The 22,504-nt window shown below is 73.4% G+C and carries 18 protein-coding genes; 9 read left to right on the forward strand and 9 right to left on the reverse strand.

Annotated elements, in window-relative coordinates; translation table 11 throughout:
- Positions 1 to 142: 142 nt before the first annotated feature.
- Genes ACZ7G1_RS37870 through ACZ7G1_RS37885 form a run of 4 tightly spaced genes read left to right on the forward strand, consistent with a single transcriptional unit; the run spans position 143 to position 4,400 of the window.
- Positions 143 to 2,941, forward strand: a complete 2,799-nt coding sequence (locus ACZ7G1_RS37870) for a nitrate- and nitrite sensing domain-containing protein (protein ID WP_470881935.1) — start codon at positions 143 to 145, stop codon at positions 2,939 to 2,941.
- Positions 2,938 to 3,378 (forward strand): roadblock/LC7 domain-containing protein, encoded by a 441-nt coding sequence (locus ACZ7G1_RS37875; RefSeq protein ID WP_470881933.1) that lies wholly within the window; start codon positions 2,938 to 2,940, stop codon positions 3,376 to 3,378. Before ACZ7G1_RS37870 ends, ACZ7G1_RS37875 begins: the two co-directional genes overlap by 4 nt.
- Positions 3,379 to 3,388: 10 nt before the next feature.
- Positions 3,389 to 3,814, forward strand: coding sequence for a DUF742 domain-containing protein (locus tag ACZ7G1_RS37880; protein WP_470881932.1), 426 nt, complete (start codon positions 3,389 to 3,391; stop codon positions 3,812 to 3,814).
- The gene (locus ACZ7G1_RS37885) at positions 3,795 to 4,400 is read left to right on the forward strand and encodes a GTP-binding protein (protein ID WP_470881930.1); all 606 of its coding nucleotides are present in this window, start codon (positions 3,795 to 3,797) and stop codon (positions 4,398 to 4,400) included. Before ACZ7G1_RS37880 ends, ACZ7G1_RS37885 begins: the two co-directional genes overlap by 20 nt.
- A 58-nt stretch (positions 4,401 to 4,458) precedes the next feature.
- On the opposite strand, the gene ACZ7G1_RS37890 is transcribed toward ACZ7G1_RS37885, so the two are convergent.
- The 3 genes from ACZ7G1_RS37890 to ACZ7G1_RS37900 form a co-directional block, all read right to left on the reverse strand.
- Complete coding sequence (locus ACZ7G1_RS37890; protein ID WP_470881928.1) at positions 4,459 to 5,646, reverse strand: lipid-transfer protein; 1,188 nt, start codon at positions 5,644 to 5,646, stop codon at positions 4,459 to 4,461.
- Positions 5,643 to 6,107, reverse strand: a complete 465-nt coding sequence (locus tag ACZ7G1_RS37895; RefSeq protein ID WP_470881926.1) for a Zn-ribbon domain-containing OB-fold protein — start codon at positions 6,105 to 6,107, stop codon at positions 5,643 to 5,645. The genes ACZ7G1_RS37890 and ACZ7G1_RS37895 overlap by 4 nt, the downstream gene beginning before the upstream one ends.
- Positions 6,108 to 6,187: 80 nt before the next feature.
- The gene (locus tag ACZ7G1_RS37900; RefSeq protein WP_470881924.1) at positions 6,188 to 7,009 is read right to left on the reverse strand and encodes a M15 family metallopeptidase; all 822 of its coding nucleotides are present in this window, start codon (positions 7,007 to 7,009) and stop codon (positions 6,188 to 6,190) included.
- 57 nt (positions 7,010 to 7,066) lie between these two features.
- On the opposite strand from ACZ7G1_RS37900, the gene ACZ7G1_RS37905 reads away from it, so the two are divergent.
- Positions 7,067 to 7,567, forward strand: a complete 501-nt coding sequence (locus ACZ7G1_RS37905; protein WP_470881922.1) for an NUDIX domain-containing protein — start codon at positions 7,067 to 7,069, stop codon at positions 7,565 to 7,567.
- Between the two features lie 69 nt (positions 7,568 to 7,636).
- Here ACZ7G1_RS37905 and ACZ7G1_RS37910 read toward each other — a convergent pair whose 3' ends face one another.
- Positions 7,637 to 10,018, reverse strand: a complete 2,382-nt coding sequence (locus tag ACZ7G1_RS37910; protein WP_470881920.1) for a glycoside hydrolase family 31 protein — start codon at positions 10,016 to 10,018, stop codon at positions 7,637 to 7,639.
- Between the two features lie 215 nt (positions 10,019 to 10,233).
- Between ACZ7G1_RS37910 and ACZ7G1_RS37915 the strand changes: the two genes are divergently transcribed.
- Positions 10,234 to 12,204, forward strand: coding sequence for an acetoacetate--CoA ligase (locus ACZ7G1_RS37915; RefSeq protein WP_470881918.1), 1,971 nt, complete (start codon positions 10,234 to 10,236; stop codon positions 12,202 to 12,204).
- Between the two features lie 84 nt (positions 12,205 to 12,288).
- Here ACZ7G1_RS37915 and ACZ7G1_RS37920 read toward each other — a convergent pair whose 3' ends face one another.
- Together ACZ7G1_RS37920 and ACZ7G1_RS37925 are read right to left on the reverse strand one after the other, a co-directional pair.
- Positions 12,289 to 13,374 carry a CU044_5270 family protein gene (locus ACZ7G1_RS37920; protein ID WP_470881916.1) on the reverse strand — a complete coding sequence of 362 codons (1,086 nt, stop codon included), beginning with the start codon at positions 13,372 to 13,374 and terminating at the stop codon, positions 12,289 to 12,291.
- Positions 13,371 to 14,144, reverse strand: coding sequence for an RNA polymerase sigma factor (locus tag ACZ7G1_RS37925; RefSeq protein WP_470881914.1), 774 nt, complete (start codon positions 14,142 to 14,144; stop codon positions 13,371 to 13,373). Before ACZ7G1_RS37925 ends, ACZ7G1_RS37920 begins: the two co-directional genes overlap by 4 nt.
- 120 nt (positions 14,145 to 14,264) lie before the next feature.
- Between ACZ7G1_RS37925 and ACZ7G1_RS37930 the strand changes: the two genes are divergently transcribed.
- Complete coding sequence (locus tag ACZ7G1_RS37930; protein ID WP_470881912.1) at positions 14,265 to 15,848, forward strand: serine protease; 1,584 nt, start codon at positions 14,265 to 14,267, stop codon at positions 15,846 to 15,848.
- A 78-nt stretch (positions 15,849 to 15,926) separates the two neighbouring features.
- Here ACZ7G1_RS37930 and ACZ7G1_RS37935 read toward each other — a convergent pair whose 3' ends face one another.
- Entirely contained in the window at positions 15,927 to 17,246 is a 1,320-nt protein-coding gene (locus tag ACZ7G1_RS37935; protein WP_470881910.1) for an aminotransferase class I/II-fold pyridoxal phosphate-dependent enzyme, read from the reverse strand.
- A gap of 45 nt (positions 17,247 to 17,291) precedes the next feature.
- Between ACZ7G1_RS37935 and ACZ7G1_RS37940 the strand changes: the two genes are divergently transcribed.
- Entirely contained in the window at positions 17,292 to 18,578 is a 1,287-nt protein-coding gene (locus ACZ7G1_RS37940; RefSeq protein WP_470881909.1) for an MFS transporter, read from the forward strand.
- 23 nt (positions 18,579 to 18,601) lie between these two features.
- Positions 18,602 to 19,492: a hypothetical protein gene (locus ACZ7G1_RS37945; protein ID WP_470881907.1), complete on the forward strand. Its 891-nt coding sequence runs from the start codon at positions 18,602 to 18,604 to the stop codon at positions 19,490 to 19,492.
- An 84-nt stretch (positions 19,493 to 19,576) separates the two neighbouring features.
- Here ACZ7G1_RS37945 and ptsP read toward each other — a convergent pair whose 3' ends face one another.
- Positions 19,577 to 21,247 (reverse strand): phosphoenolpyruvate--protein phosphotransferase, encoded by a 1,671-nt coding sequence (ptsP, locus tag ACZ7G1_RS37950; protein ID WP_470881906.1) that lies wholly within the window; start codon positions 21,245 to 21,247, stop codon positions 19,577 to 19,579.
- A gap of 80 nt (positions 21,248 to 21,327) precedes the next feature.
- Positions 21,328 to 21,777, reverse strand: coding sequence for a PTS sugar transporter subunit IIA (locus ACZ7G1_RS37955; RefSeq protein ID WP_470881904.1), 450 nt, complete (start codon positions 21,775 to 21,777; stop codon positions 21,328 to 21,330).
- Positions 21,778 to 22,504 lie beyond the last annotated feature (727 nt).

Below are 22,504 nucleotides of genomic sequence, written 5' to 3' on the forward strand. Positions count from 1 at the left end.
CGCGCCTTCGAGATGGCCGTGATGCAGTAGTAGGCTCACGCCGCCGTTTGTTTGAAACCGAAGGTTGACGCCGCGTGTTGACGCCGGACGTCACGAACGTGAAGGACCTCCGTGGCGCACGGGGGCCGAGCAGGGGGAGGCCATGCGCTTTCGCGGGAAGTCCATCCGCCGGAAGATCGTGGCGTTGCTCCTCGTACCGCTCATCTCCCTCACCGGCCTGTGGGGTTTCGCCACGGTCCTCACCGGCCGCGAGGCCGACCAGCTCCTCGACGTCGGCTACATCGTCGAGAAGGTCGGCTACCCCCTCGAGGACACCGCGCGGGTCGTCCAGCTCGAACGACGCCAGTCGCTCATCTACCTGGCCGACCCCCGGGGCTCCGACGCCCTCGCCTCCCTGAAGGAGACGCGCCGCACCACCGACCGGCAGATCGCCCGCATCCGGGCCAACGCCGCCGACCCCGGTGTACGGGACGAGATGCGGCCCGTCACCGCCCAGCGCCTCAACTCCCTCCTGGAAGCGCTCGACGGCCTCGCCTCGCTGCGCCGCTCCGTCGAGAAGCGCAGCATCGGCCGCATGCAGGCCCTCGACTTCTACAACCGGCTCGTCGACCCCTGCTACAGCTTCCTCATCACCCTGCACGCCCTCGAGAACGTCGAGATGGACAAGCAGGGCCGCGCCCTCGTCGGCGTGACCCGCGCCCGCGAACTCCTCTCCCGCGAGGACGCCCTCGTCCTCTCCGCGCTCGTCGCCGACCGCGTCACCGCGCAGGAGATCCGCGCGATATCCGACCTCGTCGCCAACCGCGAGCAGTTCTACGAGGTCAACCTCGAACTCCTGCCGGCCGCCGAACGCGAGCGCTTCGAGAAGTACTGGCGCAGTCCCGACACCCAGCCGCTGCGCACCGCCGAGAACGCGATCATCACCGAGGGCCCCACCGACAGCCCGCGCGCCGTCACCGCCACCTTCTGGCAGGACCAGGCGAGCCCTGTCCTCGACGACCTCGCCCGCGAGAACACCGCGGCCGGCGACCGCTACCAGGACCGCGTCCAGCCCGCCGCGTACAGCGTCCTCCTCAAGGTCGGCGTCGCCGGCGTCCTCGGCTTCCTCGCCCTGCTCGCCTCGATCGTCATCTCCGTCCGCATCGGCCGCGAACTCATCCGCGACCTGCGCCGCCTGCAGAAGGAGGCCCAGGAGGTCTCCGGCGTCCGCCTGCCCAGCGTGATGCGCAGGCTCGCCGCCGGCGAACAGGTCGACGTCGGCACCGAAGTGCCCCACCTGCGGTACGGGGACGACGAGGTCGGCCAGGTCGGCCAGGCCCTCAACACCCTCCAGCGCGCCGCCGTCGAAGCCGCCGTCAAGCAGGCCGACATGCGCCGCGGAGTGTCCGAGGTCTTCGTCAACCTCGCCCGCCGCAACCAGGTCCTGCTGCACCGTCAGCTCACCCTCCTCGACACGATGGAGCGGCGCACCGAGGACACCGACGAGCTCGCCGACCTTTTCCGGCTCGACCACCTCACCACCCGCATGCGCCGGCACGCCGAGGGCCTCGTCATCCTGTCCGGCGCCGCACCCTCCCGCCAGTGGCGCAAGCCCGTCCAGCTCATGGACGTCGTCCGCGCCGCCGTCGCCGAGGTCGAGGACTACGAGCGGATCGAGGTGCGCCGACTGCCCCGCCTCGGCGTGGGCGGCCCCGCCGTCGCGGACCTCACCCACCTCATCGCCGAACTCCTGGAGAACGCCACGGTGTTCTCGCCCCCGCACACCGCCGTGCAGGTGCTCGGCGAGCGGGTCGCGAACGGCTTCACCCTGGAGATCCACGACCGCGGCCTCGGCATGACCCCCGACGCCCTCCTCGACGCCAACCTGCGCCTCGCCGAGACCCCCGAGTTCGAGCTCTCGGACACCGACCGCCTCGGCCTCTTCGTGGTCAGCCGGCTCGCCCAGCGCCAGAACGTCCGGGTCTCCCTCCAGACCTCCCCGTACGGCGGCACGACCGCGGTCGTCTTCATCCCGGCCGCCCTGCTCACCGACGCCCCCGAAACCCAGGGCGCCGGATTCCGCCTGGACCGCAAGTCCCTGGAGCGCGACGAGCGCCCCGAGGAGGCGACCCCCGACAGCGGCACGCTGCCGCTCCGCCGCCCGGCCCTCGCCCGGGTCCCGGACGCGACCGGGGCGCCCGTGCCGCTGGACGGCCCCGTCGAGCTGGAAGCCCCGCTCGACAGCGACGACTTCGACGTGCTCCTCGACCGCTCAGCGGACCTCCTCGACAGCGACAGCGAGCGCGGCGGCCTCTTCCGCCCCCGCGACCGGCGTCGCGGCGGCCTCGCCCCCGCGAGCGAGCAGCACCAGCAGACCCCGGACCAGACGGCCCACCGCGGCGAGGAGGACGCCCCCGCCGACGGCCCCGTCCCGCTGCCGCGCCGCCGCACCACCCCCACGCTCGTCGTGGACCACGGCCGCCGCGTCGACGACCCGGACCGCGCGCACCCGCTCCCCGGCCGCTCGCACCCCGACCCGGGCCGCGCCGCCGAGCGCTCCGCCGCCCCGACCGGCCCCACCCTCGTCCCCGTACCGCCGAGCGGACCCGTACCGCCGAGCGGACACCTGCCGCCGAGCGGACCCGTGCCTCCGGGCGCGCCCGTGCGTCCCGGCGGGCTCGTGCCGGCCGAGGGGCACGACCCGTTCGACGGGCTGCCCCGCCGGGTACGCCAGGCGAGCCTCGCGCCGCAGCTGCGCGAGGGCGAGCGCCCGGCCGAGCGCGGCGCGGGAGCCCGTACGGCCGGCGGGGGCGAGAAGCCCGAGTCCTTCGAGCGCGACGCCGAGGAGGTACGCGCGCGCATGGCCGCCATGCAGCGAGGCTGGCAGCGCGGGCGACGGCACGACGCCGGCCAGGACGATCAGGAAGCACCAGGAACGACACCCGAGGGGGACGGTCGATGACCGCACCGAACGCCGCAGCACCCAGCACCACCGGACACGGAAACGGCGAGCTCAACTGGCTCCTCGACGAGCTCGTGCAGCGCGTCGGCTCCATCCGCAAGGCCCTGGTGCTCTCCAGCGACGGTCTCCCCACCGGTGCCTCCCAGGAGCTGACCCGGGAGGACGGCGAGCACCTGGCCGCCGTGGCCTCCGGCTTCCACAGCCTCGCCAAGGGCGTCGGCCGCCACTTCGAGGCGGGCAAGGTCCGGCAGACCGTCGTGGAGCTGGAGGACGCGTTCCTCTTCGTCACCGCCGCCGGCGACGGCAGCTGCCTGGCCGTCCTCGCGGACGCCGACTCCGACGTCGGCCAGGTCGCCTACGAGATGACGCTGATGGTGAAGCGGGTCGGGGCCCACCTCGCGACGGCGCCCCGGACCGGCCTGCCCTCGGGAGGGTGAGTGGGACGGCATGAGTGACGCAGCCGACCGGAACCAGCCGGAGCAGGGGCGAACCCCCGGCCATCACCACTGGTTCGACGACGACGCGGGACCCGTGGTCCGTCCGTACGCGATGACCCGCGGCCGGACGAGCGCCGCCACCCGCCACCGGCTCGACCTGATCGCGGTGGTGGTACCCGAACCCGCCGCGGAGGACCCCGGCCGGGACCAGACGCTCTCCCCCGAACACGTGGAGATCGTCGAACGCTGCTCCGAGCAGCCTCAGTCGATCGCCGAGCTCGCCGCGGGCCTCGACCTCCCCGTCGGGGTGGTCCGGGTCCTGGTCGGTGACCTCGTCGAGGACGAACTCGTCCATGTGACCCGCCCCGTTCCGCCGGCCGAGCTGCCGGACGTGAGCATTCTTCGCGAGGTGATCAATGGCCTTCGGGCGCTCTAGCCGCAGGAAGTCCTTCGTCGAACCGGTGACCCTGAAGATCCTCGTCGCGGGCGGATTCGGGGTCGGCAAGACGACGCTGGTCGGCGCGGTGAGCGAGATCAGGCCGCTGCGGACCGAGGAGATCCTGAGCGAGGCGGGCCGTCCGGTCGACGACCTGCACGGCGTCGAGACCAAGACGACCACCACGGTCGCCATGGACTTCGGCCGGATCACCCTCCGCGAGGACCTCGTCCTGTACCTCTTCGGCACGCCGGGCCAGGACCGTTTCTGGTTCCTGTGGGACGAGCTGGCCCAGGGCGCGCTCGGCGCGGTCGTCCTGGCGGACACCCGCCGTCTGGAGGACAGCTTCGCGGCCATCGACTACTTCGAGCGGCGCGGCATCCCGTTCACGGTGGCCGTCAACTGCTTCGAGGGCGCACGGCGGTTCTCCGCCGAGACCGTGCGCGGGGCGCTCGACCTGGATCCCGAGGTCGAGCTCCTGATGTGCGACGCCCGCGACCGCGAGTCCGTGAAGAGCGTCCTCGTCGCCGTCGTCGAGCACGCCCTCGTCCTGGCCGACCGCGGCCACGCGGCCGCGACGAACTGACGGAAGGCGGGTGCACGCGCGCGTGCACCCGCGTCCACGGGACCCCCCAGCGGACCCCTCAGCGGACCGCCACGACCGCCGACCCGTGGCCGAACAGGCCCTGGTTGGCGGTGAGGCCGACCCGGGCCCCCGGCACCTGACGGTCGCCCGCCGTGCCCCGTAGCTGCCAGGTCAGTTCGCAGACCTGCGCGATGGCCTGGGCGGGCACGGCCTCCCCGAACGAGGCGAGGCCACCACTGGTGTTGACGGGCAGTCGTCCGCCGAGCGCCGTGGCGCCCTCCCTGAGCAGCTTGGCGCCCTCACCGGCGGCGCAGAGCCCGATGTCCTCGTACCACTCCAGCTCAAGGGCGGTGGACAGGTCGTACACCTCGGCGAGGGACAGGTCCTCGGGCCCGATTCCCGCCTCCTCGTAGGCGGCGCGGGCGATCGACGCGCGGAAGGTGTGCGCGGAGGGGGAGACGGCCGCCGCCGAGTCGGTCGCGATGTCGGGAAGGTCGAGCACCGCCTTGGGGTACGTGGGGGAGACCGTGGACACCGCCCGCACCCGGACCGGGTCGGGGTGTCCGTGGCGGCGCGCGAACTCCATGGTGGACAGCACCAGCGCGGCGCCTCCGTCGGAGGTGGCGCAGATGTCGAGGAGCCGGAGCGGATCGGCGACGACGGCGGAGGCCGCGACCTCGTCGGCCGTCACCCCCTTCCGGTACCGCGCGAGCGGGTTGAGCGCGCCCGCCGCCGCGTTCTTCACCTTCACCCGGGCGAAGTCCTCGGCCGTGTCGCCGTAGAGGTCCATCCGGCGGCGCGCGTAGAGGGCGAAGTACGCGGGGTTGGTCGCCCCGAGGATCCGGAACCGCAGCCAGTCCGGGTCGTCGGGCCGGTCGCCGCCCGCCGGGGCGAAGAAACCCTTCGGCGTCGAGTCCGCGCCGACGACCAGGACCACGTCCGCCAGACCGGCCAGGATCTGCGCCCGCGCGGTCGCGATGGCCTGGGCGCCGGAGGCGCAGGCGGCGTACACGCTGGCGACCCTCGCCCCCTGCCATCCGAGGGCCTGGGCGAAGGTCGCCCCGGCCACGTACCCCGGATATCCGCACCGCATGGTGTCGGCGCCGACGACCGAACCGACGTCGCGCCAGTCCAGGCCGGCGTCGGCGAGCGCGGCGCGGGCGGCCGCGGTCCCGTACGAGACGAAGCTGCGGCCCCATTTGCCCCAGGGGTGCATCCCGGCCCCGAGGACGGCGATGTCGTTCACGAGCGCTCCTCCCGTGCGACGGGCCGCCAGTTCCAGGTGGTCCAGACGTGCAGGTCGTCCTCGTTCAGGATCCCGGGCACCACCACGACCTCCGTGCCCACCGCCAGGTCGGCGGTCGTCACGCCGGGCGCGGCCTGCCCGAGCACCACCATCGCCTCGTCCGCCAGCTCGACCGCGACGAGGGTGTACGGCTCCCAGGGCGCCTCCGGGTCGGAGACGTAGGGGGCCGGCGGGCGGTAGCGGCCGTCGGTGTACGACCAGACCCGGCCGCGCGGCGAGAGCGGCACCTCGGCGAGCTCGCCGCCACCGGGGCAGCCCGGATTGCGGCACCAGCCGTCCTCGCGCGGGAAGAACACCGACGCGCAGGCCGAGCAGCGGGTGCCGAGCAGGCGGAACTCCGCCTCCGGCACGGTGTCGTCGGTGAACCAGCCGTCCACCACCGGTCTGCGCGTCCGCGCCATCGAGGCCTCCCGTACCGTCGCCCACCACTGATCTGACGAAGCGTCAGGAGTCTGGCACGGGCGGCCCCGACGGGGAAGACTCAGTGCCCGGCCACCGACCTGCGGGCCACCGGGAAGTCGAAGAACGTCGAAGGGAACGGCTCCGGCTTGAACGTGAAGTGCCACCACTCCTCCGGCAGGTTCACGAAGCCCTGCTCGGCCAGCACCCCCTTGAGCAGCTGCCGGTTGGCCCGCCGCACCCCCTGGATCCGCGGGTCGTCCGTGTGGGACAGGGTGTCGAAGCAGTCGTACCCGGTCCCCATGTCCACGGAGTTGTCCGGAAAACGCTCCTCACGCGGCGCGTAGCACGCCACCAGCTCCTCGCCCGGCACGTACGCGCGCGTGGGCACCGCCGGCAGCCGCACGATCGTCAGGTCCACCGTCGAACCCCGGCTGTGCCCGGACTTCTCCGCGATGTAACCGTCCGCGAACAGCCTCGACTTGTCGACCAGCGGATAGAACTCCCCCTTCATCCGTTCGTCCGCCAGGTCCTTCGCCCAGCGCACGAAGTGGTCCACGGCCCGCTGCGGCCGGTAGCAGTCGTACACCTTCAGCGAGTAGCCCCGCGCCAGCAGCCGCGACTGCGCGCGGTGCAGCGCCTCGGCCGCCGGCCTGGTCAGGACGCACAGCGGCTGCCGGTAGCCGTCGACCGGCTCGCCCACGAAGTTGTGTGTCGTCGAGTAGCGCATCTCCTGGATGATCGTGCGGTCCACCGAGTCGAGCGCCACGAACTCCCGTGGCGCCTTCGGCTCCGGCGCGGCGGATGCCGGGGGAGCGGGGGCGGCGACGGCCCCCGTGACGGCGAGCAGACCGGCCGCGGCCGTGACGGCGAGAGTACGGAAACCGGAAGCAAGTCCTGTCATGCGCACCGTCTACCAGTTCCGGCAGCGCCGGGAAAGGCCATCGCATACGGTCGGGCCGTGAAGGACTCCCACTGCTCCTCCTGCGGCGCCGCCCACTCCGCCGGCGCCGGCTGGCCCCGCACCTGCCCGGCCTGCGGCCACACCGCCTACCGCAACCCGCTCCCCGTCGCCGTCGCCCTCCTCCCGGTCACCGACCGGGACGGCACCGGCCTCGTGGTCATCACCCGCACCATCGAACCCCAGCGGGGCGGTACGGCCCTCCCCGGCGGCTTCATCGACCACGGCGAGGACTGGCGCGCCGCCGTCGCCCGCGAACTCCGCGAGGAGACCGGCATCGAGGCCTCCGCCACCGACGTCCGCCTCGCCGACGCGCTCAGCTCCCCGGCCGGCCACCTCCTCCTCTTCGGCCTCCTGCCCGCCCGTCCTGCCGCCACCCTGCCGCCCTCCGTCCCCACCGACGAGACCAGCGGCCACCACGTGCTCCACGCCCCCGCCGAACTCGCCTTCCCCCTGCACACGGAGGCGGTACGGAAGTGGTTCGCGGGCGCGTACGACTGAGGCCCGCGCGCACCGGCACCCCGCCGCCCGCGCCCGGCACGCACCCGCCCACGTTCACTCCGCCCCCGTTCACCCCGCGGCGGTCCGCCGCACCCGCACCGGAAGTTCCGCCTCCGTCACCCCGTCGTCCGTGACCCGTTCCACGACCACCCGGCCGTCGACGAGCCGCGACTGGTACCGCTCGATCTCGGCCGGCTCCCAGCCGTCTCCCGTGTCCCGTACGACGAGCCCGCCGCCGGTCCGCCCGGCGGCGGGCGGCCACACCTCGAGGGCCGGCCCGCCGTCCTCGCCGCGCACCGCGAGCACCGCCCCGGCCCGCGCGAGCACCGGCACCCGGGAGAGCGGCGCGTCGAGCAGCACCTGGCCCGGCCCCTCGTACGCCTGCCCCGTCGCCGTGTCGTACCAGCGCCCCCGCGGCAGCCGTACGGCCCGACGGTCGGCCCCGGGGGTCAGGACGGGTGCCACGAGCAGCGCGTCGCCGAGGAGGAAGGCGTCCTCGCAGTCCCGAAGCGGCCGGTCCTCCGGCGTCCCCCACCACAACGGCCGCACGTACGGCGCGCCCGTCATGCGCGCGAGCCGCGCCAGGGTCTCGAAGTACGGGCGCAGCCGCTCCCGTTCGGCCAGCGCCACGCGCGCGTGCTCCAGGACCTCGGGACCGAACTCCCACGGCTCGCGGCGCCCCGCGTCGATCGCCGCGTGCGTACGGAACAGCGGCAGCCACGCCCCCAGCTGGTACCAGCGCAGGAACAGCTCCGGCGACGGGCTCCCGTCGAACCCGCCCACGTCGGGCCCCGAGTACGGCACCCCGCACAGGCCGAGCCCGAGCACCAGGGAGAGCGAGGCCCGTAGCCCCGGCCACCCCGTCGACACATCGCCCGACCAGGTCCCCCCGTAGCGCTGCATGCCCGCCCAGCCCGACCGCGAGAAGAGGAACGGCCGCTCGGCGGGCCGCAGCCGGCGCAGCCCCTCGTACCCGGCCCGCGCCATCGTCAGCCCGTACACGTTGTGCCCCTCCCGGTGGTCACCGCCGCGCCCGTCCAGGGCGTGCCGCGCCGAGCGGGGCAGGGTCGGGTCGCCGAAGGGCGCGAAGGCCACGGGCTCGTTCATGTCGTGCCACACCCCGGAGAACCCCTGCCGGAGCCGCTCCTCGTACAGGCCGCCCCACCACTCGCGTACCTCGGGATCGGTGAAGTCCGGATAGGCGCACACGCCCGGCCACACCTCCCCGTGGACCTCCCGGCCCCGCGCGTCCCGCACGAACGCCCCGGCCGCCCGCCCCTCGTCGTAGACGGCGTTCCCCGGCTCGGCCGGCACGGCCGGGTCCACGATCGACACCAGCCGCACGCCCTGCTCCCGCAGCTCCGCCGCGAGCCCCGGCAGATCGGGGAACCGCTCCCGGTCCACCGTGAAGACCCGGTGGCCGTCGTAGTGATCGATGTCCAGGTGTACGGCGGACAGCGGAAGCCCCCGCTCCCGGTAGCCGGCCACCACCCGCCGCACCTCCGCCGCGCTGCCGAACCCCCAGCGCGCGTGCTGCGGCCCCAGGGCCCAGGACGGCGGCAGCGCGGGCGCGCCGGTCAGCGCCGCCCAGCCGTGCAGCACCCGCGCGGGGGTGCCGACGACCACCCAGCAGCGCAGCGGCCCACCGCTCATCCGCACCTCGACACCGCCCGGCCGGTCATGGCCGGATCCGGCCCCCTCCTCGCCCTCGGCCAGGGTGACCCGGCCGTCCCAGGAGTTGTCGTGGAACGCCAGGTGCGTACCGGCGTCCGACACCACGAACTGCACCGGCATGGTGATGTACAGCGGATCGTCCCCCGGCACGAAGCCGCCCTTGGGGTCCGTGTTCCACAGCCGGTACGAGCCATCCCGCAGCCGCGGGCCGGCCGCGCGCCCGCCGAGCCCGAAGAACCGCGCGTCCGCCGGCACCTCACTCCGCTGCACCCACCGCGCACCGGCACGGCGGGAATCGGCCGGGTCTCCGCCGTCCACCGGCTCCCACCACCGAGGCGGCAGATCGCGCCGCAGCATCACCCCGCCGGGCGTGCGGATCTCGACGGCCCCGTGCCGGGACACCGCCACGGTCACCCGCTCCGACACGATCCGCCACCCGCCGTCCGTGTCCGGTTCGAGGGAGGCCCGGGGGTCGGGCTCGGGCGCTTCGGTGGCGACGGCGTACGAGGGCAGCGGCTCGGCCCCGTCCCAGCCCCAGAAGACGGTGCCGCCCGCCGACACGCAGATCCGCAGCGACGACCGGGTGAACCGGACGGTTCCCCCGCCCGGAGCCGCCTCCGCCCCCACAGCGGGACCCGGCACCCGGGCCCGCTCCGCCCCGCGCTCCGGCAGCCCCCACGCGTCCGTACGGTGACGCCGCCACGCCGCCCGTATCGTCCGCAACCCCTGTACCGAGCCAAGCACCTTGATCGAACGCACCAGTTCACGACCGTCCATGACGATCACCCTGCCACCCACCTGGGGCGATACCGGCTCCGTTCAACTTCCGTTCACCCATGGTGGGAGCACATATTCAACTGGCCGACCATGGGCAGGCAGCCCTGGTGCGAAAGACGATCACATGGCATCGTCCCTGTCAGCCGCGTCACGCGCACACCCCAGCACGTGCGCCCGACACACGCCGACCCCGCGTACAGCCAGGGAGCCACCCCATGACATCAGCCCAGACCGACCCGCTCTGGCAGCCGGACGACGAACGCATCTCCTCGGCTGCCGTCACCCGCTTCCAGTCCTGGGCGGCCGAACACCATGGCGCCCCGGCCGACGGCGGCTATCCGGCGCTGCACCAGTGGTCGGTCCAGGAGCTCGAAGCCTTCTGGCAGGCGGTCGTCGAATGGTTCGACATCCGCTTCTCCACCCCGTACGAGCGGGTACTCGGCGACCGCTCGATGCCCGGCGCCGCATGGTTCCCCGGAGCCACCCTCAACTACGCCGAGCACGCCCTGCGCGCCGCCGACGAGCGCCCCCACGACACGGCCCTGCTCCATGTGGACGAGACACATGAGCCCACGCCGACCACCTGGGCCGAGCTCCGCCGCCAGGTCGGCTCCCTCGCCGCCGAACTCCGCGCCCTCGGCGTACGCCCCGGCGACCGCGTCAGCGGCTACCTGCCCAACGTCCCGCAGTCCGTCGTGGCCCTGCTCGCCACCGCCGCCGTCGGCGGCGTGTGGACCTCCTGCGCCCCGGACTTCGGTGCCCGCTCGGTCCTCGACCGCTTCCAGCAGGTCGAGCCGGTCGTCCTCTTCACCGTCGACGGCTACCGCTACGGCGGCAAGGAGCACGACCGCCGCGACACCGTCGCCGAGCTGCGGGCCGAGCTCCCCACCCTCCGCGCCGTCGTCCACATCCCGCTCCTGGGCACCCCGGCCCCCGAGGGCACCCTCGACTGGGACGCCCTCGTCGCCGGCGACGCCGAGCCGGTCTACGAGCAGGTCCCGTTCGCGCACCCGCTGTGGGTCCTGTACTCCTCCGGCACGACCGGCCTGCCGAAGGCCATCGTCCAGTCCCAGGGCGGCATCCTCGTCGAGCACGTCAAGCAGCTGGGCCTGCACTGCGACCTCGGCCCCGAGGACGTATTCTTCTGGTACACCTCCACCGGCTGGATGATGTGGAACTTCCTCGTCTCCGGTCTCCTCACCGGCACCACCGTCGTCCTGTACGACGGCAGCCCCGGCTACCCCGACACGGCCGCCCAGTGGCGGGTCGCCGAGCGCACCCGCGCCACCTTCTACGGCACCTCCGCCGCGTACGTGATGGCCTGCGCCAAGGCGGACGTCCACCCGGGCCGCGACTTCGACCTGTCGGCCGTGCGGTGCGTCGCCACCACCGGCTCCCCGCTGCCCCCCGACGGCTTCCGCTGGCTCCACGACGAGGTCCGCGAGAACCTCTGGATCGCCTCCGTCAGCGGCGGCACGGACGTCTGCTCCTGCTTCGCCGGCGCCGTCCCCACCCTGCCGGTCCACATCGGCGAGCTCCAGGCCGCCGGCCTCGGCACCGACCTGCAGTCCTGGGACCCCTCCGGCAAGCCCGTCATAGGCGAGGTCGGCGAACTCGTCGTCACCAACCCCATGCCGTCCATGCCGATCCACTTCTGGAACGACCCCGACGGCAGCCGCTACCGCGACAGCTACTTCGAGATGTTCCCGGGCGTCTGGCGCCACGGCGACTGGATCACGATCACCGACCACGGCTCGGTCGTCATCCACGGCCGCTCCGACTCCACCCTCAACCGGCAGGGCGTCCGGATGGGCAGCGCCGATATCTATGAGGCCGTCGAGCGCCTCCCGGAGATCCGCGAGTCCCTCGTCATCGGCCTGGAGGAGCCGGACGGCGGCTACTGGATGCCGCTCTTCGTCCACCTCGTGGAAGGCGCCGTCCTCGACGAGGAGCTCATCGGCCGTATCAAGCGCACGATCCGCACCGAACTCTCGCCGCGGCACGTCCCCGACGAGATCATCGAGGTCCCCGGCGTCCCGCACACCCTCACGGGCAAGCGCATCGAGGTCCCGGTCAAGCGCCTCCTCCAGGGCACCCCCCTCGCCAAGGCCGTCAACGCCGGCTCCGTCGACGACCTCGGCCTCCTCCACTTCTACGAGTCCCTCGCCGCCAACCGCCGCGGCTAGACCCGCACCGGACCCACGCCACGGCCAGGGGCCCGCCGATCCGACCGGATCAGCGGGCCCCTGGCTGTGCCACGACCTGTCAGATCACCGCGCGGGCACCTCTCCCGGCGCGCCGGCCGCCGCCTTCACCAGCACCGCCGACACCCCGAGCACCGCCCCGGCACGCCCGGCCGACGTGGTCTCGGTGAGCACGGTCCGCTCCCCGAGGAACGCCGACGTCGTCCGGTCGAAGATCCACTGGGTCTGCTCGCCGTGCGCGGTACGGGCCACGGCCACACCTTCCCGGCCGGCCGCGTCCTTCGCGGACGGGAGAACCGTCACCCCGGGGATACGCGCCGCCGCCTGGTACAGCGCGGCGGTCACCTTCGGCGGCGCCCACGTCTCGGCCAGCAGGGTCCCGATCGCGGTGAACGCCTTCTGGTCCGCGTCGCCGCCACCCGCGCGCGTACCGTCCTTCACCAGCCGCAGCAGCGCGTCCGGATCGGTCGGCAGCGTCGCCACGTACGCGTGCGTCGGGTTCGTGACCGAAGGCGGCGCCGCCGCGGCCGTCGTCTTCCGCGGAGTGGCCCCGCGGTGGTCGAGCTCGTACACGGGCAGCTCGGCACCGAGCCGCGTGTCGGCGGCACCCGGCTCACGCAGCAACCCGGGCCGGCTGCCGTCGGCCGACAGCCACACCTCACGCCGGTGCGCCGGCGGCAGCTGGGCGGGACCGCCGTCCGCCCCGCGCCCCGCGTACGCGACGAGGCTGCTGACATACACGTACCCCCCGGCCTTGGCGTCCGGCGCGGGCGCGGCCGCCGCGGCGAGCGCGGCCACGTTCAGCACCCGTACGGCCTCCGGCGACGCCGGCTGCCCGGCCGCGACCCGCCCGGGCGACCCGGCCGGAGTCTCCGGCGGCGCGAGCACGACGACCCCCGCGACGACCGCGCAGGCGATGGCGGGCGCGGCGACCCAGCCGAGCCGCCGCCGCCCGGGCCGCGCCGCGCGAGCCACGCGGGCCCCCGCGCCCTCCCCGTCCTCCAGGGCGGTCCGCAGCACGGCGTACCGCAGCTGACGATCCCGCTCCGCCGTCAGCTCGGGCACCCGCGGCGGAGGCAGCAGCTCCGCCAACTCGGACCGCAGCAGCTCATCGGCGTCGACCTGCGGCGTGCGATGCGTAGAGGCGTTCATACCTGGTTCTCCGTGATCGGTCGGGGCGCGAGCGCCGGGGGTACAGCCGCACGGCCGGCGACGGCACCGGACGCGACGAAGGACTCGGACGCGGCAGGGGAACCGCAGGGGCGAAGGGGCTCGGCGTCATCCCCGGCCCGCCCGGCGACACCGCCGGCCGCGGTGCTCGCGCCCGCGCCAGGCCGGGGCCCGCCCGACCGCACCGCGAGGGTCGCGGACCGCCCGCGGCGCCGCGCCGCGCGCAATTCCGCTTCGGCGAGTTTGCGGAGCCGTTCGCGGGCCCGGGAGAGCCGGGAGCGCACGGTTCCGACGGGGACGCCGAGCGCCTCGCCGGCCGCGGCGTAGTCCAGCCCGGCCCACACCACGAGGGTGAAGACCTCGCGCTCGCGGCGCCGGAGTCTGCCGAGGGCGACACGGGCGGCCCGTACCTGCTCGGTATCGGTCATCCGCGCGAGGACGTCGTCGGCGAAGTCCGGCAGGACGCCCCGCTCGGGGAGCCTGGCCAGCGCGGCGTCCCGCCGGCGGGCCTCCCGCGCGGCCCCGCGCATGATGTTGGTCGCGATGCCGAGGAGCCAGGGCCGCAGGCTTCCGCCGTCGGCGTGCACCTTGCTCCGGCAGCGCCAGGCCTCCAGGAACGCGGCGGAGACGACGTCCTCCGCGGACGCCCTGTCCCCGCACACCCGGTAGGCGTAGTGGTACAGCACGCGTGCGTGCTCGTCGTACGCCTCGCCGAGCGCCGCTGGGTCCCCGGCGCGGAAACGATCTCTCATAGGTGATTCCACATCTGGCACTGGGCGCTGGTTCGCCCGGGTTCCCGTGACCTGGACCACACCGCCCCGCGTGTGACCCAGGTCACGGGAACGCCGGGCCCGCGGCGAGCAGTGCTGATCATGAACGATCACTCGACACCCCGCCGCACGGTCCTACGCACCCTGGCCCTCGCCGGCGTCCTCGCCGGTACGACCCTCGCCACGCTGTCCCCGACCGCCGTGGCGACGACCGGGACCCCGGAGACGTACACCCTGACGATCCGGCATCTGGACCGCGCCGGCGCGTCCACCGGCGGCTACAACACCCACGTCACCGGCATCTCCGGCCCCGGCGCCTCCGAGGAGGCCACCCCCTACGACGCGTCCGGCACGGTCACCCTCCGCCTGCCCAAGGGCCGCTACCTGCTCGACTCCACGCTGTACGGCCCCGATCCGGCCACCGGAACCGACTGGATCGTCCAGCCCCGGCTCGACCTGACCGGCGACACGACGGTGACCGTCGACGCCCGCACGACCGCGCCGGTCGACGTCCGCCCGCCGGACCCGGGCGCCCGCTACCTGAACAGCATCGGCGTCGTCGAAGTCACCCACGAGGGCAAGACCCGCTCCGCGAACATCATGATGGCGCGCGACGCCCTGCGCGTGGCCCACCTCGGCCCGGCCTCCGAACCGGGCTCCGTCAAGGAGTGGTTCGACACCTACTGGTCGGGCGCGAGCGCCGACTACGCGCTCGGCTACACCTTCACCTCGGCCCGCGCCCAGACCGGCCTGGTCCGCCGCCCCTCGGCCGCCGCCCTGGCCACGGTCAAGATCCGGGGAGCCGCCCCCGACGGCGCGAACGGGACCGGCTTCGTCTCCATCCAGCCCAGCGCCGGCCCCACCGTCGGCCTGGCCCAGCCCCTCAAGACGCCCGGCACCGCGACCGTCCTCGTGACCCCCGAACGCGGCCGCTGGGACGTCGACTACACCGGCCCGGCCGCGCCCGAGACCCCGCCCAACCGGTACGAGGACCACGGCTTCGCGGTGCGCGCCGGCGCCACCACCACCCACACCTTCGACAACGCCGTCTTCGGACCGGCCCTCGACACCTCGCCCGGCGCCCGCCCGGCCGGGGTCCGCGACGGCGACAGCATCGCGCTCGACATCCCGCTGCTCGCCGACGGCGAAGGCCACGCGCCGAGCGCGCCCCGCTTCCACGGCGCCACCACCACGCTCCACCGCGACGGCGTCCTGATCGGCACCCGGCAGGGCGAGCCCGGCCGCGCCCGGTTCACCACCACGCCCGGCCGCGCCTCCTACCGCCTCACCGCCACGGCCACCCACGGCAGCGGCCCGAGCGCCGGCGGCCAGGTCACCGCGGCCTGGACCTTCCCCTCCGCGGCCTCCTCCACGCCCGCCGAACTCCCGCTCAGCACCGTCCGCTTCAGCCCGTCCCTCTACCTCGACGGCACCGCCCCGGCGGGCACCCTCGTCCGGGTCCCGGTCACCGTCGAGGGCGCGGCCGCCACGGCCGGCGTCCGCTCCCTGACCGTGTCGATGTCGACCGACCGCGGGGCCACCTGGACCCGCGTCCCGGTCCTCGACGGCCAGGTGGGCTTCCGTACCCCGGTCGCCGGCCGGACCGTCTCCCTCCGCGCCGAACTCACCGACGTGAACGGCAACACCCTCACCCAGACCCAGCGCAACGCCTTCCGCACCCGCTGAAGCGCACCGATCCCTGACACGCACTGACGCACCCTGGCGCTCCGGGGGAGGCCCACGCCTTCCCCGGAGCGTCCGCCGTCACCCCCCGTACGTCGCCTGCGCGTCCCCGAGCACCTCGCCGAAGTCCGCCGCGAGGCGCACCGCGTCCTCCGGCGCGAGCGTCGCCGTCGTGATCCGTACGGCCGGGGGCGCCGCGATCCGGAACCTGGCACCGGCCGCGACCCACCAGCCCTGCGTCCGCAGCCCGTTCACCACCGCCGACTCGTCCCGCACGGGGACCCACACGTTCAGCCCGCTGGCCCCGACGGCACGGATGCCGTACGCGCCCAGCGCGCCGATCAGCGCCGCGCGCCGCTCCGCGTACGCCGCCTCGCCCGCCGCCACGAGCGCGCGTACCGCCGTGTCCGTGAACAGACCGGCCACCGTGTCCTGGAGGACATGGCTGACCCAGCCCGAGGTCATCAGCATCCGCCCGTCGTGGCGCGCGGCCGTGACCGCGTCGCAGGCGACCCCGGCCCACCGCAGGTCGATCCCGAGGTGCTTCGACACGGTCCGCACCTGCGCCCACCGGTCGAGCCCCGCCGCCGCGAGCGTGTACGCCGCCGCCCCGCCGACCTCCGCGTTGTGGTCGTCCTCGACGACCAGCACCTCGGGGAACCCCCTCAGTACCGCCACCAGTTCGTCCCGCCGCGACCGCGTGAAGAACGCTCCGGTCGGGCACTGGCCCCGCGGACTGCACACCACCGCGCGCACCCCGGCCCGCAGCGCCGTCCGCAGCGCGTCGGGCACGAGCCCCTGCTCGTCCACCGCCACCGGGACGATCCGCAGCCCGAGCGCGGGCACCAGGTCGAGCAGGTGATGGAAGCCGGGATCCTCCACGGCCACCGCGTCCCCGGGCCGCAGCTCCGTCGAGAGCAGCCGCGCGATGCAGTCGAGCGCCCCGTGCGCGAACGTCACGTGCTCCGAGGGCACTCCGTCCCGCTCGAACCACTTCCTGGTCAGCTCTTCGAGTACGGGCAGGCGCGGGGCCGCGCGGTGGGACCCGTACACGGGGGAGACGGTCGACGGCGGCCGCAGTACGGGCAGGAAGGCGAGGTCCGGATGGCCTCCGGCCAGGTCCACGAGCCCGCTCGGCACGCGCGGGGGCCGCCGGGAGGCCACCGACGGCACCTCCGCCACCACGGTCCCGCCCCGGCCTCGGGTGACGATCAGCCCCCGCTGCCGCAGTTCCTTGTAGGCCGTCGCCACCGTCCCGGGGCTCACGCCCAGGGTGTCGGCGAGCCGTCGCACGGGAGGCAGGGCGTCGCCGGGGGCGAGCCCCCCTTCCGCCACGCCCCGCTCGACGGACGCGGCAATCCCCTTGGCCGTCACACCCTCGATCGCATATTGTGCTGCCACGTAACTGATTATGTATCAATACAAAAGAATCCGCAAGGGGGACCCATGAGCCGCGCCACCCATCCGCCCCGCCCACCCTTCAAGGACCGCATCCCCGGAGGCCGCGACGGCCGCCGCATGCTCCTCATCGGCTTCATCGACAAGTGCGGCAGCGGACTCTGGTCCACGGCCATGGCCCTCTACTTCACCTACGTCACCGGCCTCGGCCTCGCCCAGGTCGGCCTCCTCGTCGCCCTCTCCGGCGCGGCCGGCATCGCCGGCGCCCCCCTCGGCGGCCGGCTCGCCGACCGCTTCCCTCTCGTCCGCGTCCTCATCTGCACCCAACTCCTGCGCGCCGCCGCCCTCCTCTCCCTCCTCACCACCGACGACTACGTCCTCCTCGTCCTCCTCTCCGCCGCCGGCGCCCTCCCCGACCGCGCCTCCAACGTCCTCACCAAGCTGTACGCCGCCCGGGTCGCCGGCCCCGACCGCGTCCGCTACCAGGCCATCAACCGCACCACCTCCAACATCGGCTGGACCGTCGGAGGCCTCGGCGCCGCCGCAGCCCTCGCCGTCGGCTCCACCACCGCCTTTCAGCTCCTGCTCGTCGGAGACGCCCTCTCCTACCTGGTGGTCGCCGCCCTCACCCTCCGCTGCGCCGAACCCCCCTCCCCGGCCCCCTCCCGCATCGCCGCCGCCTCCACCGACCAACCCGCCACCGCCAAGCGCTCCAACCCCTGGCGCGACCGCGGCTTCCTCGCCTTCACCGCGGGGGAGTCCGTCTTCTTCCTCCACGACTCGGTCCTCCAGGTCGCCCTCCCGCTCTGGATCGTCCACGCCACCGACGCCCCCGTCGGCCTCGCGCCCCTCCTGATGGTCCTGAACAGCGCCCTCGTCGTGGCCTTCCAGGTCCCGCTCTCCCGCTTCGGCGGCAGCACCGACGCCGCCCGCCGCCTCTTCGCCCCCCTAGCGGCCCTCTTCGCCCTCGGCACCCTCGCCATCGCCGTCTCCCCGCTCGGCGGCCCCGCCCTCGCCGTCACGGCCCTCGTCACCGCCGCCGTCGTCCTCACCTTCGCCGAGATGATCCACACCATCGCGTCCTGGGAACTCTCCATCGCCCTCGCGCCCGACGACGCCCAAGGCGCCTACCTCGGAGTCCACGGCCTCGCCCAGTCCACCCAGCGCTGCGCAGGCCCCCTCGTCGTCACCGGTCTCGTCTCCGCCGGCCCCCTCGCCTGGCCCTTCCTCGGCGCCGCCCTCGTCGCCACCTGCGCCGCACAGCACCGCCTGGTCCGCCGACGCCTCACCCCACCGTCACTGTCAGTGGCGAAGGTTACGGTGAGTGAGCACTGATCGGACCGTCACCAGGGGGAGACATGACCCGTACCGGCACCACCTCGGCACACCTCCGCCGCGCCCTGCGCCGCGAAGTCCCCAGCACCGTCGGCCTCCTCGCCGACGAACAGGACTTCACCGCCATGCGCCAGTACCGCACCTTCGCCTTCGACGACCACACCACCTACCTCCAACAGATCGAAGCCCTCCTCAAAACCCTCGCCGGCCAGGGCGGCCACACCACCGTCACCCTCTTCGACCCCGAGGAGTACGCCGCCTGGTGCACCGAAACAGCCCTCGACCCCGACCACCCCACCAGCCGCAGCCGCTTCACCGCCCACCTCGCCGCCACCGGCGCCCGCGTCACCTACACCGGACAGCCCCTCACCACCCTCCTCCCCGAACTCGTCGACACCGCCGTCCGCCACGCCACCTGGCAGTACGCCACCACCGTCCTCGCCACCGCGGGCCCCTGCGCCACCTGCGGCGAGGACATCGGCCGCGCCGCCTTCGAGCGGGCCGGCCGCCTCCTCGTACGGCTCCTGGCGGCGGCCGGACCCGGCACCCACCACCTCGTGTGCAGCGTCCCCACCGCCGACGACCAACTCCTCGCCGTCCTCCACACCCACGGCACCACCCCACCGGACGACCCCACCGCCACCGAGTTCACCGCCGTCCTCGCCGCCGGCATCGCCCTCGCCGCACCCGCCGGACTCGTCCTCCGCACCAGCACCCCAGGCGCCCACGACCACCTCCACGGCTGGCGCCTCACCGACGGCACCCTCACCCCCCTCACCGAAGCCGAGGTCTTCGCCGCCTACTGCACCGACGCCCACACCGGCGAACCCCTCTCACCGGAACCCGACGTCGACTACCGCGCCGGCTTCCCCCTCACCCCCGACCCCGACGACGACCACCCCCTCCACCACTGACCCCACCCCACCCGCACACGCCGAAGGGGCCTCCCGTCACCCACGTGACGGAAAGCCCCTTCGATCAACGCCGTACCCCAGGGATCACTCCCCGGACAGCACCGCCTGCGCGGCGATCCGCGCGTCGTGCGCCGTGTCCGCCGCACGCGCCGCGGCCGCGGCCCGCTCGCACTGCGCCAGCGTGTACTTGGCCAGCGTCGCCCGCACATACGGAATGGACGCCGCGCCCATGGACAGGGAGGTGACCCCCAGACCCGTCAGCACACAGGCGAGCAGCGGATCCGACGCCGCCTCGCCACAGACACCGCAGCTCTTGCCCTCGGCCTTCGCCGCCTCGGCGGACAGCGCCACCAGGTCGAGCAGCGCCGGCTGCCACGGGTCCTGCAGCCTGGACACCGCACCGACCTGACGGTCGGCCGCGAAGGTGTACTGCGCCAGGTCATTGGTGCCAAGCGACAGGAACTCGACCTCCTGCAGGATCGAGCGCGCCCGCAGCGCGGCCGAGGGAATCTCGACCATCGCACCGAACTTCGCCCGCAGCCCCGCCTCACGGCACGCGTCGGCGAACGCCTTCGCATCCGTACGGTCGGCCACCATCGGCGCCATGACCTCGAGGTACACCGGCAGACCCTCGGCCGCCTTCGCCAGCGCCGTCAGCTGCGTCCGCAGCACCTCCGGGTGGTCGAGCAGCGACCGCAGACCCCGCACGCCCAGCGCCGGGTTCGGCTCGTCCGCCGGCGTCAGGAAGTCCAGCGGCTTGTCCGCACCGGCGTCCAGCACCCGCACGACCACACGGCCCTCGGGGAACGCCTCGAGCACCTTGCGGTAGGCCTCGATCTGCTTCTCCTCGGACGGAGCCTGCTTGCTGTCGTCCAGGAAGAGGAACTCCGTACGGAACAGACCGACGCCCTCGGCACCGGCCTCCACCGCCGCCGGCACGTCCGAAGGACCGCCGACGTTGGCGAGCAGCGGCACCTTGTGACCGTCCGAGGTCGCACCCGGACCGCTGGACGTCGCCAGCGCGGCCTTCCGCGCGGCGGCCGCCTCGGTCAGCTCCGCCTTCTTCTCCTCGCTCGGATCCACGAAGAGCTCACCCGTGGAACCGTCGACCGCGATGAGCGTGCCCTCGGCCAGCTCACCCGCGCCCGGCAGCGCCACGATCGCCGGCACACCCAGCGCCCGCGCGAGGATCGCGCTGTGGCTGGTCGGACCGCCCTCTTCCGTCACGAACCCCAGCACCAGCGCCGGGTCGAGCAGCGCCGTGTCGGCCGGCGCCAGGTCCCGCGCGATCAGCACGTACGGCTCGTCGCTGTCCGGCACGCCCGGCATCGGCACACCGAGCAGCCGCGCCACGATCCGGTTCCGCACGTCGTCGAGGTCGGCGACGCGGCCGGCCATGTACTCACCGGCACCCGCCAGCAGCTCGCGATAGTGCGAGAAGGCGTCGTAGATACCGCGCTCGGCCGTGCTGCCGACCGCGATCCGGCGGTCGACGTCGGCGATGAGCTCCGGGTCCTGGGCGATCATCGCCTGGGCCTCGAGCACCGCCTGGGCCTCGCCACCGGCCAGGTTGCCCCGGGCATTGAGGTCCGCGGCCACAGCCTCGACCGCCTGACGAGCGCGCCCCTGTTCGCGCTCCGCCTCGTCGGCCGGAATCTGCTTGGCCGGCGGCTCGAGGACCGCCGTGCCCATGTGCCGGACCTCGCCGATCGCCACACCGTGGCTGACGCCGACGCCTCGCAGCGTTGTCTCCATCTCACCCGTCTCCGATTGAGCGACGGCCCCGGCCGCCGCGTTGAATGTCGAACTCGCGGTCGTCACCAGGACGATCCGGCTCAGTTCCAGCCGAAGAGCTGGTCGCCGGCCTTCACGTCGCCGTCCTCGACGACCTCGGAGAGCGAGTCCACGGTGGCCTCCAGGGCCACGATCGGACAGATGGGGGACTTGCCGGCGGCCTCGACCGCGGCCGGGTCCCAGCGGACGACGGCCTGGCCGCGCCTCACGGTGTCACCCTTGTTCACGAGGAGCTCGAAGCCCTCGCCGTTGAGCTGAACGGTGTCGATGCCCAGATGCGTCAGCACACCGTGCCCGGCCTCGTCGACGACGACGAAGGCGTGCGGGTGCATGGAGACGATGACCCCATCAATAGGAGACACCGCCTCCGAGGGCTCACGTACGGGGTCGATGGCGGTACCGGGACCGACCATCGCACCGGCGAAGACCGGGTCGGGAACTGCGGCGAGACCGATGGCGCGTCCAGCAAGCGGCGACGTCACGGTTGTCATGGGAAGCCTCCCAGGGGCGGAGATTGTGTGGCGCCGTCACTACCTGTCCTGGACGGCGTACTGTTCTGAAGCGTAAGTCATAAGAAGTCCCAGTTCCGCACGAGACGTACCAGTTGGGCGGAGCTAGGGACCACCAGCGACGATTTGCCTCTACTGACGGTGGGATGTACTGTCGTACTCCTGCCTGACCCCAACGCGGCCTTGAGTCGCGGGTCGGCAGCACCTATCAAGGCAGATCCTAACCCCAGTGGTCTACACCTCTGCATGCTCGCAGTGGATGTGGTCAGCGGGACCGAGAAACCCTGGTAATGTTTGACACCGCCGGGAACGGGAAAAGCGAAAGCCAATTCCATTCCCAGCAGCCCGCTCCAGCGGGTGGCAGAAACGAAGAATCGGATCTGCTAGGCTGGAAACACGAAATACCGAAGGGAAAGCCCGGAGGAAAGCCCGAGAGGGTGAGTACAAAGGAAGCGTCCGTTCCTTGAGAACTCAACAGCGTGCCAAAAATCAACGCCAGATTAGTTGATACCCCGTCCATCTTCGGATGGTCGAGGTTCCTTTGAAAAGTCCATTCCTTCGGGGATGGCAACAACACAGCGAGGACGCTGTGGACAGTCGGCCCTATTCCGGCATGACTGTCCCGCTCAACGCGAGTGTCACCGGATATCCGGTAAACATTCACGGAGAGTTTGATCCTGGCTCAGGACGAACGCTGGCGGCGTGCTTA

The sequence above is a fragment of the Streptomyces sp. NPDC037273 genome, from assembly GCF_055603625.1.

Excerpts from the sequence above, each read along its gene's own strand:
- ACZ7G1_RS37870 (WP_470881935.1), top strand. The coding sequence starts at position 143 with ATGCGCTTTCGCGGGAAGTCCATCCGCCGGAAGATCGTGGCGTTGCTC.
- ACZ7G1_RS37875 (WP_470881933.1), top strand. The coding sequence starts at position 2,938 with ATGACCGCACCGAACGCCGCAGCACCCAGCACCACCGGACACGGAAAC.
- ACZ7G1_RS37880 (WP_470881932.1), top strand. The coding sequence starts at position 3,389 with ATGAGTGACGCAGCCGACCGGAACCAGCCGGAGCAGGGGCGAACCCCC.
- ACZ7G1_RS37885 (WP_470881930.1), top strand. The coding sequence starts at position 3,795 with ATGGCCTTCGGGCGCTCTAGCCGCAGGAAGTCCTTCGTCGAACCGGTG.
- ACZ7G1_RS37895 (WP_470881926.1), bottom strand. The coding sequence starts at position 6,107 with ATGGCGCGGACGCGCAGACCGGTGGTGGACGGCTGGTTCACCGACGAC.
- ACZ7G1_RS37900 (WP_470881924.1), bottom strand. The coding sequence starts at position 7,009 with ATGACAGGACTTGCTTCCGGTTTCCGTACTCTCGCCGTCACGGCCGCG.
- ACZ7G1_RS37910 (WP_470881920.1), bottom strand. The coding sequence starts at position 10,018 with ATGGACGGTCGTGAACTGGTGCGTTCGATCAAGGTGCTTGGCTCGGTA.
- ACZ7G1_RS37915 (WP_470881918.1), top strand. The coding sequence starts at position 10,234 with ATGACATCAGCCCAGACCGACCCGCTCTGGCAGCCGGACGACGAACGC.
- ACZ7G1_RS37920 (WP_470881916.1), bottom strand. The coding sequence starts at position 13,374 with ATGAACGCCTCTACGCATCGCACGCCGCAGGTCGACGCCGATGAGCTG.
- ACZ7G1_RS37925 (WP_470881914.1), bottom strand. The coding sequence starts at position 14,144 with ATGAGAGATCGTTTCCGCGCCGGGGACCCAGCGGCGCTCGGCGAGGCG.
- ACZ7G1_RS37930 (WP_470881912.1), top strand. The coding sequence starts at position 14,265 with ATGAACGATCACTCGACACCCCGCCGCACGGTCCTACGCACCCTGGCC.
- ACZ7G1_RS37940 (WP_470881909.1), top strand. The coding sequence starts at position 17,292 with ATGAGCCGCGCCACCCATCCGCCCCGCCCACCCTTCAAGGACCGCATC.
- ACZ7G1_RS37945 (WP_470881907.1), top strand. The coding sequence starts at position 18,602 with ATGACCCGTACCGGCACCACCTCGGCACACCTCCGCCGCGCCCTGCGC.
- ptsP (WP_470881906.1), bottom strand. The coding sequence starts at position 21,247 with ATGGAGACAACGCTGCGAGGCGTCGGCGTCAGCCACGGTGTGGCGATC.
- ACZ7G1_RS37955 (WP_470881904.1), bottom strand. The coding sequence starts at position 21,777 with ATGACAACCGTGACGTCGCCGCTTGCTGGACGCGCCATCGGTCTCGCC.